Annotated in this window: 14 protein-coding genes and 1 riboswitch; of the genes, 4 read left to right on the plus strand and 10 right to left on the minus strand. The window is 39.2% G+C overall.

The genetic code is table 11. The features are described 5' to 3' along the window. Nucleotides 1-14: 14 nt before the first annotated feature. Together EKM93_RS04500 and EKM93_RS04505 are read left to right on the plus strand one after the other, a co-directional pair. Nucleotides 15-797 (plus strand): radical SAM protein, encoded by a 783-nt coding sequence (locus EKM93_RS04500; RefSeq protein WP_125713504.1) that lies wholly within the window; start codon nt 15-17, stop codon nt 795-797. 303 nt (nt 798-1,100) lie between these two features. Next, nucleotides 1,101-2,702, plus strand: a complete 1,602-nt coding sequence (locus EKM93_RS04505; protein ID WP_125713506.1) for an APC family permease — start codon at nt 1,101-1,103, stop codon at nt 2,700-2,702. A gap of 268 nt (nt 2,703-2,970) precedes the next feature. On the opposite strand, the gene EKM93_RS04510 is transcribed toward EKM93_RS04505, so the two are convergent. After that, nucleotides 2,971-3,384 (minus strand): MarR family winged helix-turn-helix transcriptional regulator, encoded by a 414-nt coding sequence (locus tag EKM93_RS04510; RefSeq protein ID WP_125713508.1) that lies wholly within the window; start codon nt 3,382-3,384, stop codon nt 2,971-2,973. A gap of 69 nt (nt 3,385-3,453) precedes the next feature. Between EKM93_RS04510 and EKM93_RS04515 the strand changes: the two genes are divergently transcribed. Beyond that, a complete protein-coding gene (locus tag EKM93_RS04515) occupies nt 3,454-3,903 on the plus strand; it encodes a GNAT family N-acetyltransferase (protein ID WP_125713510.1) in 450 nt (149 codons plus the stop codon). Nucleotides 3,904-3,970: 67 nt separating this feature from the next. Here EKM93_RS04515 and EKM93_RS04520 read toward each other — a convergent pair whose 3' ends face one another. The 9 genes from EKM93_RS04520 to EKM93_RS04565 all read right to left on the minus strand — a co-directional run bounded on the left by EKM93_RS04520 (nt 3,971) and on the right by EKM93_RS04565 (nt 11,847). Then, nucleotides 3,971-4,267, minus strand: coding sequence for a nucleotide pyrophosphohydrolase (locus tag EKM93_RS04520; RefSeq protein ID WP_125713512.1), 297 nt, complete (start codon nt 4,265-4,267; stop codon nt 3,971-3,973). A gap of 16 nt (nt 4,268-4,283) precedes the next feature. Then, nucleotides 4,284-5,387: a DUF916 and DUF3324 domain-containing protein gene (locus EKM93_RS04525; RefSeq protein WP_125713514.1), complete on the minus strand. Its 1,104-nt coding sequence runs from the start codon at nt 5,385-5,387 to the stop codon at nt 4,284-4,286. Nucleotides 5,388-5,597: 210 nt separating this feature from the next. Continuing rightward, nucleotides 5,598-6,227 carry a thiamine phosphate synthase gene (thiE, locus tag EKM93_RS04530; RefSeq protein WP_125713516.1) on the minus strand — a complete coding sequence of 210 codons (630 nt, stop codon included), beginning with the start codon at nt 6,225-6,227 and terminating at the stop codon, nt 5,598-5,600. Beyond that, nucleotides 6,224-7,063, minus strand: coding sequence for a hydroxyethylthiazole kinase (locus tag EKM93_RS04535; protein ID WP_225423626.1), 840 nt, complete (start codon nt 7,061-7,063; stop codon nt 6,224-6,226). Before EKM93_RS04535 ends, thiE begins: the two co-directional genes overlap by 4 nt. Continuing rightward, nucleotides 7,044-7,589 (minus strand): energy coupling factor transporter S component ThiW, encoded by a 546-nt coding sequence (thiW, locus tag EKM93_RS04540; protein WP_263853567.1) that lies wholly within the window; start codon nt 7,587-7,589, stop codon nt 7,044-7,046. The genes EKM93_RS04535 and thiW overlap by 20 nt, the downstream gene beginning before the upstream one ends. 155 nt (nt 7,590-7,744) lie before the next feature. Next, a riboswitch (TPP riboswitch) is annotated at nt 7,745-7,832 on the minus strand. A gap of 853 nt (nt 7,833-8,685) precedes the next feature. Continuing rightward, nucleotides 8,686-9,426 (minus strand): SDR family oxidoreductase, encoded by a 741-nt coding sequence (locus tag EKM93_RS04550; protein ID WP_376923074.1) that lies wholly within the window; start codon nt 9,424-9,426, stop codon nt 8,686-8,688. Between the two features lie 86 nt (nt 9,427-9,512). Further along, nucleotides 9,513-10,232 (minus strand): SDR family NAD(P)-dependent oxidoreductase, encoded by a 720-nt coding sequence (locus EKM93_RS04555; protein ID WP_125713520.1) that lies wholly within the window; start codon nt 10,230-10,232, stop codon nt 9,513-9,515. A gap of 13 nt (nt 10,233-10,245) precedes the next feature. Further along, entirely contained in the window at nt 10,246-10,875 is a 630-nt protein-coding gene (locus EKM93_RS04560) for an NAD(P)-dependent oxidoreductase (RefSeq protein WP_125713522.1), read from the minus strand. A gap of 30 nt (nt 10,876-10,905) precedes the next feature. Continuing rightward, complete coding sequence (locus EKM93_RS04565; protein ID WP_125713524.1) at nt 10,906-11,847, minus strand: DMT family transporter; 942 nt, start codon at nt 11,845-11,847, stop codon at nt 10,906-10,908. Nucleotides 11,848-11,974: 127 nt separating this feature from the next. Here EKM93_RS04565 and EKM93_RS04570 point away from each other — a divergent pair, with 127 nt between their 5' ends. Beyond that, nucleotides 11,975-12,871, plus strand: a complete 897-nt coding sequence (locus tag EKM93_RS04570) for a LysR family transcriptional regulator (RefSeq protein WP_164506989.1) — start codon at nt 11,975-11,977, stop codon at nt 12,869-12,871. The last annotated feature ends 43 nt before the right edge of the window (nt 12,872-12,914 follow it).

The raw sequence follows: 12,914 nt of genomic DNA on the forward strand, positions 1-12,914 counted from the left end.
GGAGGTAGGTACCGATGGAACGCGGTTTAATTTTTAACATCCAGCGCTATGCCGTCCATGATGGCAGCGGTATACGCACCGTCGTCTTTTTACAAGGCTGTCCGCTGCATTGCCTTTGGTGCAGTAATCCTGAATCTCAAGGCGCCGTTAAACCGGTAACTTGGTACAAAAACGGCCAAGCCAAAACTGTGGGGCAATGGTATACCTTGGATGCCGTACTGGCAGAAATTGAAAAGGATGAAATCTTTTATCAAACTTCTGGCGGCGGCATCACTTTATCCGGCGGTGAATGCCTTGTCCAAGCCGACTTCTCAGCCGCTTTGTTACGCGCCGTTAAAAGCTTAGGTATTCCTACCGCCATCGAAACCACCGGGGCGTTACCGATAACGGCCATCAACAAAGTTTTGCCTTATACCGATGAAGTTTTATTTGATCTGAAAATCATGGCCCAACCCCTAGCTAAACAAGTCATTGGTGATAATGTTGCCTTTGTAAAAGCCAGCTTTGAAGCTGCCCTGCAGGCAAGTGAAACCACCGTTATTCCAAGAATTCCGCTAATTCCCGGTTATACGGCACAGATGGATAACTTACACCAAATTATCGACTACTTGCATCAGTGTGGGGTTAAAAAAGTACATCTGCTGCCTTTTCATCAATATGGCAGTCAAAAATATCATGACTTAAACCGAGCCTATGCCTTGGAAAAAACACCTTTACTCACTTCTGAAGCAATCACTCAAATCCATGATCTATTTACCGCTGAAAACATTGATGCTGTGGTTTATGGCCTAGATTAAATTCGTCTTATAAATAGAGTTGTTTTATAACATTTTGTTCACAATTCAGTCACAAATAATCGGTATTCTATAAACATCAAGTAAAGCATTACTTCCTCCCAAAAATTAACGTCTTACTTGATAACCCTAAATAGAATATAAAAATTTTTCATTTTCTTCCTCCCATTTAGTACACGTCCCCCAAGCGTGTACTATTTTTTTGTCTAATATTAAAATGAGAGAATTATGAATTTTCTCTTATTATTTGCTGTAATTTCCCCAGAAATAGTGGTAAATTAAATAAGTTGATTATTGGAGGTTTTTATGGAAAAAAAGACAGCACCTAAAATTAATTTATTTCACCTTGTCATGCTGGGATTAGGTTCTTTAATCGGTTCTGGCTGGCTGTTTGGTTCATGGGAAGCTGCACGTATTGCCGGCCCCGGCGCTATCATTTCTTGGATTATTGGGGCCCTCATTATTGGAACCATTGCTTATAACTATGTAGAACTAGGGACAATGTTTCCAGAATCCGGCGGGATGAGTAAATTTGCGCAATATACCCATGGCCCCCTATTAGGTTTTGTCGCAGCCTGGGCCAACTGGATTTCTTTAATTACAATCATCCCGATTGAAGCCGTCGCTGCCGTACAATACATGAGTTCTTGGCCATGGCATTGGGCCAATTTCACCCATCAATTCTTAAAAAATGGGACCATCACCAATACCGGCTTAATAATCGTTTTCTTATTTATTTTGATTTTTACATTACTGAACTACTGGTCCGTAGCGCTGCTGACCCATTTTACAAGTTTAATCTCCATTTTTAAAATCGCAGTCCCACTACTAACGATCATTTTACTGTTGTGGGCCAGTTTTCATCCTACAAATTACGGCACAACCGCCGCACAATTTTTCCCTTATGGCACCGCACCTGTTTTTGCGGCCACCTCTGTTTCTGGTATTATCTTTTCTTTTGATGCTTTCCAAACCGTCATTAACATGGGACAAGAAATTGAACATCCAGAAAAAAATATCGGCCGAGGTATTGCCATTTCTTTAGGCATTAGTGCGTTTATTTATATCATTTTACAAAGTACTTACATTACCGCCATTAGCCCCAATTTATTAGCCAGTCACGGTTGGCATGGTTTGAACTTCAATTCTCCTTTTGCAGACCTAGCAATTTTATTAGGCCTAAACTGGCTATCAATTCTACTCTACATTGACGCCTCCATCTCCCCATTTGGTACCGGCGTTTCTTTTGTCGCTTCTACTAGCCGTGCGCTTTACGCCATGGTGGAAAATAATCACATTCCCCGGTTTGTTGGTAAAATGAATCCTCACTACGGCACCCCAAGACGGGCCATGTTGGTGAACGCGCTTTTAAGCATGTTGATGGTCTCCATTTTTCGATCTTGGGCTACTTTAGCAACCGTTATCTCCACCGCCACCTTAATAGCCTATCTAACCGGCCCCACAACCGTTGTTGCCTTACGAAAAATGGCCCCTGATTTTAACCGCCCCATCGCACTAAAACATCTAAAACTCATGGCACCATTAGCCTTCACATTAGCCTCTTTAGCCACTTATTGGGGCAAATGGCCAACCACCATCGAAGTCATTTTAGTAATTTTATTAGGCCTGCCATTTTACTTGTTTTTTGAAGCCCGCCTTGGCTGGCAAACATTTAGACAAGATCTAAAAAGCAGCGCCTGGCTCTTTGTCTACCTCATCTTCTTATCCATCATCTCCTTAATTGGTAGCAAACCCTTTAACGGCCTGAACTGGATCCATTACCCCTATGACTTCATCATTATCATCATCGGCAGCCTCGGCTTTTACTATTGGGCCATCCACAGCTACCATTACTCCGCTTATTTTGAAAAAGCAAAAACCATTAACAAACAACAGAGCGCAAACTAACACGGGTTGATTTTGAGCATAGCCTAGGCTAACGCCGTGAGCGGTTTTCGCTTACAAGTTAGACGTAGCTAAGCGCAAAAATCAGTGTTAGTGAGCGCGTTTAACCAGAGCGCGAACTAGAGCGGGAAAGCCTCGAATATTAACCTAGACTTAACAGGCAGTCACCCATAAACAAAAAAGAGGCCGATTCAGATTTTTCTTGAATCGGCCTCAATTATTTTTTATTTATAGTTGCAAATACAACTATAAGTGCTAAAATAAATTCAGGTTATTCTGATGGACTAATTTTTGTCAGTAATTGACCCAACATCGCTTTTTCGTTGGGTTGTAGTGGTTTTAAAACAGCTTCAATATAATCTTGCTCCATTTGGTACACCTTATTATAATAAGTTTGTCCCTTCGCAGTTGCGTAGAGCTGCTTAAATTTTTTATTTTTAGGATTTGTCCGTTTCACAATTAATTGAGCCGTTGTTAGTTTTGTCAAAGCCCGGCTCAAAGTGGTTTTATCCACTTTGATTTGATTTGCTAAAGCCACTTGTGAAATACCATCCTGTTCCACAATCCGGATCAAATAAAGAAATAAGTTGTTGTCTAAACCGTAAACACTGGCACTACGATTCACTTCAGAAGTTGCCTGCCTAGAAATTGTGCCGATAAGGCGAAATAATTGTGTATTATCCATAAGTCCGTCCTTTATAGTTGTATGTTCAACTATATTATACCTAAAAATCGTAAAAGAGGTTCATTTATTATGTGGTCTGTTAAAAAAATTGAAACTATGTCCAGTCTAGAACTATTCAAAGTTCTTAAATTACGCGTTGATACTTTTGTCGTGGCGCAAAATCGAATTTATCCTGAACTAGATGCCAATGATCTAAAAGCTTTTCATATTTACTACCAAGACGATCAAACCGGTGCTATTACAGCTTATGCTCGAGTCTTTAAAGAAGAGGATCATGTGACTTTTGGTCGAGTTGTTGTTGCTGAAGAACAACGGGGAACTGGCTTAGGCAATACTTTACTAGATCAAATTATGGCCTGCTGTCAACAATATTGGCCGGACACCCTTGTCATTATTGAAGCCCAAATTCAAGTTACCGGTTATTATGAAAAACACGGCTTCACGATTCACGGAGAAAAATTCATCTTTAATTCAACGCCCCACATTCAAATGCGTTACCAACACGCAAGGCCACTTTAAACAAACCTGCAAAAAGGTGCTAAATCAAAAATTATTTTTTGATTTAGCACCTTTTAAAATAGCTATCTTATTTTTTAGGGTTTGGATACTTGATTTCATTTTTTATCAATTTTTCAGCAATGATCTCGTCGATATCAAAGCCCATATTATCAGCGAACATGTAACTATAAATCAACACATCCGCTAATTCCTCTTTCATCGCCTGCCGCTGACTATCTTTGACGGCTTCTGGCTTTTGCCATTGAAATATTTCTAATAACTCTGAAGCTTCCAGTGAGATTGAGATTGCCAAATCTTTTTCATTGTGGAACTGACGCCAATTTCGATCATCCCGAAATTTATTGATTTTAGCCATACTATCCATTTATCAAGACCATCCTTTACCGTTTGCGTCGTCTTTGGTGTGGCGTTTTTGAACTTTGAGCTTGCCCCTTGTGCACACCACGACGATACAGATAAGACATCAATACAATCCCAGCAATGATAATCACAATCGCTAATAAGATCCATAACCACAAGTAGGAATTTTTCTTAGGTAAAACTTGGTTTACAGACTGCGCTTGTTTACCGCTGACAGTGAAGTTCTTCTTGAAATGCCAAGTTTTCAAAGCCGTTTTAGCGGTTAATTTCAAAGTATAATCCCCAGCTTGAATCTCATCTGAGCCCCAACTAATCGGCAAATCCACATTAGAATTCGGTGCAAAGCTCATCTTTTTAACACCCATATCTTTTATAACTTTGTTGCTACCTTTTGCATAGACTTTTGCATTAACCGTCAATGCTTTATTAGGCAATGATTGGGCCTTAAAGTTTTGTAAATTAGCTAAAACAGCGGGTTTCCCACCGTTAACACCGGGTTTTACTTGATTTAGCTTAAAATCTACATTGACAGATGTAGCGGCACCCACATTAATTACCGCACCAATATACATGCCATAGACATTATAAACCGAGACCCCTTTTTTCTTGGCCGCTTTTTGCCGTTTTTGGTTATCAATTTTTGGTGACCAGACATAAAAACTACCTAGAACTGTCCCATTAAACGTACTATCCGCTGGAATCGTGATGGATTGAGCGACTTCTTTAACCTCTTCTGGTGCTAATGTAACCGTTTGAGCTTTTGCCCCTAACTTTGTAAAATCCAAAATTAATGAATTATCTTTAGGTCTATCCGTCGGTAAATAACTAATTGTCCCTTCGGCATTCGTTGTGGCCACCACCGGTTTAATACGTACAGAGATGGTTTTTTTAGACGTATTTTCTAATTTCAAATTCATCGGGACTGTCTGCCCAGCGGTCATATTCACCGAAAAATAACCGGCAGCCTGGTCTTTTTGAATCTCCGGAACAACCGGTACTAAATTCACTGGCAAATCAGGTATTTTAACCCCTTGTACCGGATCCGTTGTTTTGAAAAAACTAAAACTAATTGCAATTATGGGCAATAAAAGAACGGCTACCCAACGTTTACAATGGCGCTTCATAGCATAATGCCTCCCCAAATTCTAATTTGTCATCTGACTGATTTACTCACAGTCACTTATGTTTAAGTATACCCTATTCCTTTTATCGAGTGCATCGTTTTAAACGAAAAAAATAAGGCACCTCAAGGTCTGAAGTGCCTTACAATCATTAGATAAACCGATTTAAACATGCGTCAATTGCGTACTGTTTAGTTTTTCACCCAACCATTTTCAAATAATTAGCTTCACTGCCGTTTTTAAGGCGTTCACTGTTTTGTCAATTTCTGAAGCTTGCATAATTGCACTTACAACAGCAACACCGGCAATATCGGTCTTTTTTAATAGAGAAATATTTTCTGGATTGATACCACCAATTGCCACCACTGGTATTTTGATATTTTCGGTAATTGTTTTTAATGTTGCCACTGAAGTTATCGGCGCATTAGCCTTTGTTTGTGTCGGGAAAATGGCGCCTACACCTAAATAGTCCGCCCCTTGATCTTGTGCCAGCTTAGCGCGTTCTAAATTTTTAACCGAAACGCCAATTATTTTTTCAGGGCCAAGCAGTTGCCGCACCAACGAAACGGGTAAATCTTCAGCTCCAATGTGGACGCCAGCAGCGCCAATAGCTAGACAAATATCCAAACGATCATCAATGATTAACGGTATCTGATAATGGTCCGTAATCGCCTTAACCGCAAGCCCCAAATCATATATCTGCCTTGTGCTAGCCGTCTTTTCCCGCAACTGAACCATGGTGACGCCGTTTTTGCAGGCTGTTTCAATCCGGTGTAAAAAATCAGTTTCTGGATAATCATATCGATTGGTCACTAAATATAATTGCAAATCGGCCGTATTCATTTAAACGCACCTTTTATTTTCTCATACCACTGTTCTTGTTTTAACAGAGATAAATTATTTAATATTTGCTGACGAAAATCTGCTAGTCCTAAAGGTTGACGACCTTGTGCAACCGCGGTTTCACCGCAAATATTAAAATAGCTCACAGCTACAATTACCGCGGTTAATGGTGTTAATCCCCGGCCTAAAAAACTGGTGATTAAACCACCTACAATGTCTCCGGTCCCTGTAAATTGATCCATTTCTGGCACACCGTTTTTCAACCATAAACTTGTATCATGGGTCACCACAACATCCGTTGGGCCGGTACCTAAGAAACAAATCTCCGGTCTTTTACGGGCTAAATCTTGCAAACCCTTGGTCAATTCCGTCAGCGCTGCTTCAGTTTGATCCGATGCCCCACCGTCGACACCCCGGCCATTACTCGTCAAGCCACACAAGGTTCGCATTTCTGATAAATTACCTTTTACCACAACACCATAGGTCTCAATCAAGTCTTGGGCCAATGTCCGTCGTAATTTAGAGGCAGCCAGTCCGACCAAATCTAAAACGACCGGCTTTTGCGTTTGTTGCGCCAAACGATTAGCAATACTCAGACATTGGTCTCGATCGGCGGATAAGTTGCCTAAATTCAAAAATAAAGCATCCGTTTGTTGAAAAATCTCTTCAAATTCCCGTGGATCGTCTGCCATTATTGGCTTTGCATTCGTATACAATAAAGCATTAGCCACACTCTCAATCGTAATTTCATTGGTGATACAGTGAACTAATGGCGCATATTCAAATAAATCCGTTTGAAGCAGCGTTTGATATTGCTTAAATATTGGAGACATCATGACTAACTGCACCCCTCTTAAACCAGTTTTGAATTTCGCTGAATATTGAAACTTTCATTAATTTCTTTAATAGAATAAAACCAATTAATGATCCAGAAATTGAACCGCCAAAAAATCTAGGGGTGTATAAAAACCAATACATCCCGTTTGTTGTACCTGTGAACCAAACCATCACGGGATACGATAATAAAGACCCAATTAAACCCGTTCCGATAATTTCACCTAAAACTGCCCAGTAAACCCGATGTCCATAACGATAGCCTAGTCCTGCTAAAAATGCGCCAAATACCGCACCGGTTAAAGCTAATGGTGGTATGCCTAAAATCAGCATTCTTAAAATACCACAAGTCAGTGCCATCATCGTGCCATATAACGGGCCCATCAGTACAACCCCAATCACATTCATCACACTAGACATGGGCGCCATACCTTCAATTCGAAATAATGGTGACAGCACTACATCTAGGGCCACCATTAACGCCAGTACAATCAATTTTCGTAATCTAATCGCTGCTTGTTTTTCTATCAAAATAAACACCTCATCCTATAGATTTTTATAATTTTAAATCTAGGTGCTATGCTTGGCAGTTTACCTCCTAAACTATCAAATTTTAATAGATTTAATTTGTGGAAAAAAATAGCCCGTCATCCTTAGATGGCGAGCTAATTCAATATATGATATAGCGATAGTGTACATTTCTCTACGCCAGTATTATCTGGATCAGATCAATGGGTATTTTCTCAGCACTTAGCACCCCAAATGTTACCTCTATTAAGTTAAATTAATTTTAACATCGATTGGCAATAATATCAATAAACTAAATTTAATTAACTATTTTTTAAACTTTTAACAATAATATTTATATGTTTTTGCTTATTTTTATAAATTTCTAAAATGTCCCCGTGGCAAAGGCCAACAATGTGCTAATTACTTTTTCACCATTCATTCACCTTTCTTATTTTTTTAGTGTGATAATTACGGTTGCATGGTGATTTTCATTTTTTATGGAGATTAAACCATTCATTTTTCTAATCATCAAATCTGACATATATAGACCTAACCCAAAGTGTTCTTTTTCCCTTTGAAATTTATCGGAATAAAACGGAATGAACTTCCCTTTCAAATACTCATCTGAAAATAGAGACTCTCTTGTCAACTAATAGTAAGTAATATTGTAAATAATATTTATTCGAATTTTATAATATACATTTAGTCATTTTTTATACAAAATTGGATTAACTCATCTTACTAAGTTGTCGCTGAAATTATAGTATGGATTATGAGAAAAGTAATCCTATAAAACTTGATTTTTTGTGCTTTATTTTTGATTGTCTGAAATGCGACATTACTAGGCATGCGGTAATAAAGCACAAAATTACCGTAATATTTTGATAATATGCCAGTTAAAAAAATCAAGTCTGAATTGTCATCTTTGACAATCGAGACTTGATTTTCTTAAAATTTAAATCTTTATGAATAGAAAAAATTTTATTTCAACGAATTGACCATGGTCAACTTAGTTATGATTATCATGACAGTGAGCATTTGTAACGAACAAATTAATATAGACGAGTGAAGCATTTCAAGGTGTAACGCATCTCTATTTCCGCTTTCTTGCATTTTAGATAGATTGTTTAGTTGGCCGTATTAGAATGTCACTAACAGACATGTTATCCGAAGTATCAACGGCGTAAGCGACGGCAGTAGCAATCTGCTCAGGTTGAAGCCCATCAATTTCTTTGAAAAAGTCTTCCGCGTTTTTCTTTTCAGTTTGATTATTAATCGTATTAAATAGCTCGGTTCCAGTGCTACCTGGGGAAATCATTGTGGTCTTGATGTTATTCTCGGCTTCTTCTTGGCGTAAACCATCCATGATGGCTCTTATTGCGAATTTTGTACCAGAATAGACTGCAGCACCGGGTAATACATGATGACCAGCAACTGAATCGGTAACAATGATATGACCGGATTGTTGTTGCTTCATAATAGGTAATGTCGCAGCAATTCCGTTCAGTACACCCATGATATTAATATTTAGCATTCTTTGCCATTCATCACGACGACCTTCTGATAAAGGTGCAGTCGGCATAATACCAGCGTTGTTGTAAAGAACGTCAATTTTGCCATATTTTTGTTTAGCGAAGTCAATAACTGCCTGTACTTGTTCAAAGTCAGTAACGTCTGCTTGCTTCACTGAAATTTCAGCATCAGGGCTTGACAATTTTAATGCTTCTAGTCGTTCAAGTCGGCGAGCGGCGATAATTAATTTTGCCCCTTTTTCGGCTAATAAGTTAGTCGTGGCAGCGCCGATACCACTAGAAGCACCCATGATGATAATGACCTTATTTTTAATTGACATGATAACTTTTGGAACTCCTTTTAATATTATCTCTCCCAATGGACAAACCATTCAGCTGTTTCATGATTCATAAATCGCGGCTTCCCATACTAAAGTTCAACAGTGGCTAATGTTGCTAATTTGTGCATGAGTTGTTGCTGCATGAGCTGATTATCTACACGTTCGTCATAACGAGATAGGCAGCCGTGATAATAATAATTGCCTGATTTACGTGCCTGAGTATCATTACTGGCTGCCAACCAGACCTGTGATTGATAGCCTTGTTCTAGGTCATCATTGGCTGCTGAACCGCCCATGCGAGTCGGGACCCACCCAGGATCAACGGCGTTAACTAGTGTATCAGGCCACTTGTTTGCCACAGCTTTCATGAGTAATAGTAACGCAAGCTTTGAACCAGAATAATCAACTGTTGATTCTAAGTGGTCAATATCTAAGGCCGCACCCCGGTGCATGCCAGATGAAACATAAATAAGTCGTTTTGGTCGTTTGATAAGTGCAGTTAACATATAAGGCGCCATGATGTTAACGGCACTGGTTAACTGAGAATCAGGACTATCGACACCAGCATTATGAATAACGGCATCGAAGGGGCCCATTTGGTTTGCTTGTTGTGCAATTGATTGAATATCAGCTAAATTGGACAGATCACCAATAACGACACCGGTTGCTGTTGGATTTTGGGCCATTGCGGCTTTTGCTCGATCCTGATTGCGGGCATGTAAAACAACGTCATGATGCTGATTCAGAAGTGCCTTAGCTGCTAATGCACCTAATCCAGTTGAAGAACCGGTAATTAGAATTTTGTCCATAATGCTAAACCTCCTAGTTTAAAACGATAATTCTTTGTCGAATATAACGTTGTTGTTCAACTAAATCGATAATTGCTTTTGCCATATCCTTATAACTGATATACGACTTTAGCAAAGTATTTAAATTCATATCCTCGCCGGCAATTTGGTATTGCCCAGTGTACTTACCATCTGGGTCGTAATTAAATGCAGGAGTCACATAAGTCCATGCCATATCAGAATATGAACGAATACGGTCCAAATTAGTAATCAATACCTCGGCTAACGGTAAATTAGCTTCTGGATAATCTGACCAATCACGTAGCATTTTGGTATGCTCATCATTGATATACATTGTGCCGGCACCGCCAATTTTGATATATCGTGTAGTGGTTCCTTTAATCAAGTGCGCAATATGCATTGCCGTATCTGTATGAATGGGGAAGGTGTCTGGTGTCCAAGCACTGATTGCATCAATAATAACGTCATAACCAGCAATATCAGCAGCAGTTAAATCAAGTCCGCTCTTAATTAATTCATGTTTGAACTTAATATCAGCGTGCTTTCGATGGGCAACGGCCAGAACGTCATGACCATTCTTTTCTGCAGTGGCCACCAATTCACGACCAGATTTACCATAAGCACCAATAACAATAATTTTCATAAGCTTTGTCTCTCCTCTAGATAACTTTGATTACGCCATAAAACGAATAATAACGACACCAGCGAGCATTACAATTAAACCGATAACTTTAATGAGACTCATGCTACGCTTTACTGCATGGAACATACCCAGTTGATCAATAACAGCGCTGAATAGCAATTGACCAAACAAGGCAATGACAATGACTTGCCCGGTACCAATAAGTGGAACCAACCAAGCACTGAAAAAGATATATAAACTGCCACAGATCCCACCGAGTAAAATCCACCATTCACCTTTGCTAAGGCCATGACCAATCGAATGAAATCTTTCTTTAACTGGTGTTCCAAGGAACATCGTGATAAGGCTAAGTGTAATTGCACCAATCAGAAAAGCAACGAAGGTCGCTTTAATTGGGGAATGTAGCACCGTTCCGAGCCGCCCGTTAATAGCAGTTTGAAAGCCAATGACCAGACCAGCAAAGATTCCTAGTAATTGCCAGAAAATTTGACTGCCATTTCGATTAGTCGTCGTTGTAAGTTTGTTTTTGTTTCCCAGCGCGACTGCCGCTAACATACCAAGTAGTACTAAAACTAGCCCTAGTAATTTTAGTGGCGTGATTTGAGAAATTGGTGAGTAGAATAAGCCAAACTGATCAACCAATGTTCCAGCTAAAATTTGCCCAAAAATAGGTAAAACAGCGGTTTGAACACTTCCAAGTCTTGGAAAGAGTAAGATATTGACGGTTAATCCAAAAGCACCGGTAAACCCAACAATCCATAACCACCACGGATTATGGGCAAAAGTGGTTAGCGGAATAAGAATTGGTGTTTTGGTTGCCACCATCAGAATCAATAAAAATAAAGCACCAACTGAAAATGAAATTGCCGAGGCCATGAACGGCGTCTTGGTATATTTTCCTAGGCGTGAGTTAACGGCAGTTTGTGTGGCTACTGTTAAACCCATGAGTACGGGAATTGCAAATAAGAACATTTTTATTTCCTCCTAAATAACTAACTGTAATTAATAGTTTAACGATATTTAGGTTGTTCGGAAGAGACTAAAGTAGTAGAGTAGCATTAACTCAGAGTTAATGCTGAGATGAGAGGAGTTATCAATAGTGCTGTCACAAACTTATTTAACATTTTTACAAGTCGTTCAGAGCGGTAGCTTTGCTAAAGCCGCCCAGAAACTATTCATTTCTCCAGTTTCAGTGATGAAACAGATGAATAACTTAGAAGATAGTCTTGAGTTAAAGCTATTTATTCGGACTAACCGAGGTGTCAAGTTAACTAAAGCTGGTGACTTTCTATACCAGAAGACCTACAAAATTAAAGCTACCGCAAATGACGCTATCAATGAGGCTAAGGCAGTTGGTGAACAAGAAAAGGTCGTCATTAATTTGGGTGCGTCCTTTATGCGTCCTGCTGATCCTTTAATTGCTATTTGGCGTCAAGCTAGTGATGAACTTAAAAACTACAATTTGCGAATTGTGAGTTTTAATGACCAGGATGTGACGATGAAGAGTCCATCAACGGATATTGGCACAAAAATTGATTGTATTGTTGGGCCTTGTGATGCTGATCAATGGCTGGAACATTATAGTATCTATGTATTAGGTTATGAATGCTTTAAAGTTGCGGTACCTTTAGGGAATCGTTTAGCACAAAAAGATTTGATATCATTGGATGATTTAGACGGCAAAACGTTGGTGATGCCACCATTAGAAGCAAGTGTCGTTAGAAAAATGTGCCAAGATTTGAGTACGTCTCACCCAGCAATAAACATTATTAACACTGAGCGTTACTATTCACCTAACACATTTAATGACTATGCGGATACCTTAGTTTTGACACGTGAGTCATTTGAAAATCTAGCACCAACCCATCGAATGATGACTGTTGATTGGAATTATAGATCGCCATACGGCATTATATTTGCTAAAAATCCATCTAGGAAGATGAAAAATTTCACAAAAATATTAAGGCAAACCGTAGCGCAATATGCGAACCACTAACATAGAAATTTGTTAGTATTCAGTTGAGTTAAACATAACTAAA

This window comes from Agrilactobacillus yilanensis, from assembly GCF_003946725.1.
Classification (GTDB): Bacteria; Bacillota; Bacilli; order Lactobacillales; family Lactobacillaceae; genus Agrilactobacillus; species Agrilactobacillus yilanensis.

What these genes read in the sequence shown, in the direction of transcription:
- EKM93_RS04500 (WP_125713504.1), top strand. Translation starts at nt 15, where the DNA reads ATGGAACGCGGTTTAATTTTTAACATCCAGCGCTATGCCGTCCATGAT.
- EKM93_RS04505 (WP_125713506.1), top strand. Translation starts at nt 1,101, where the DNA reads ATGGAAAAAAAGACAGCACCTAAAATTAATTTATTTCACCTTGTCATG.
- EKM93_RS04510 (WP_125713508.1), bottom strand. Translation starts at nt 3,384, where the DNA reads ATGGATAATACACAATTATTTCGCCTTATCGGCACAATTTCTAGGCAG.
- EKM93_RS04515 (WP_125713510.1), top strand. Translation starts at nt 3,454, where the DNA reads ATGTGGTCTGTTAAAAAAATTGAAACTATGTCCAGTCTAGAACTATTC.
- EKM93_RS04520 (WP_125713512.1), bottom strand. Translation starts at nt 4,267, where the DNA reads ATGGATAGTATGGCTAAAATCAATAAATTTCGGGATGATCGAAATTGG.
- EKM93_RS04525 (WP_125713514.1), bottom strand. Translation starts at nt 5,387, where the DNA reads ATGAAGCGCCATTGTAAACGTTGGGTAGCCGTTCTTTTATTGCCCATA.
- thiE (WP_125713516.1), bottom strand. Translation starts at nt 6,227, where the DNA reads ATGAATACGGCCGATTTGCAATTATATTTAGTGACCAATCGATATGAT.
- EKM93_RS04535 (WP_225423626.1), bottom strand. Translation starts at nt 7,063, where the DNA reads ATGATGTCTCCAATATTTAAGCAATATCAAACGCTGCTTCAAACGGAT.
- EKM93_RS04555 (WP_125713520.1), bottom strand. Translation starts at nt 10,232, where the DNA reads ATGGACAAAATTCTAATTACCGGTTCTTCAACTGGATTAGGTGCATTA.
- EKM93_RS04560 (WP_125713522.1), bottom strand. Translation starts at nt 10,875, where the DNA reads ATGAAAATTATTGTTATTGGTGCTTATGGTAAATCTGGTCGTGAATTG.
- EKM93_RS04565 (WP_125713524.1), bottom strand. Translation starts at nt 11,847, where the DNA reads ATGTTCTTATTTGCAATTCCCGTACTCATGGGTTTAACAGTAGCCACA.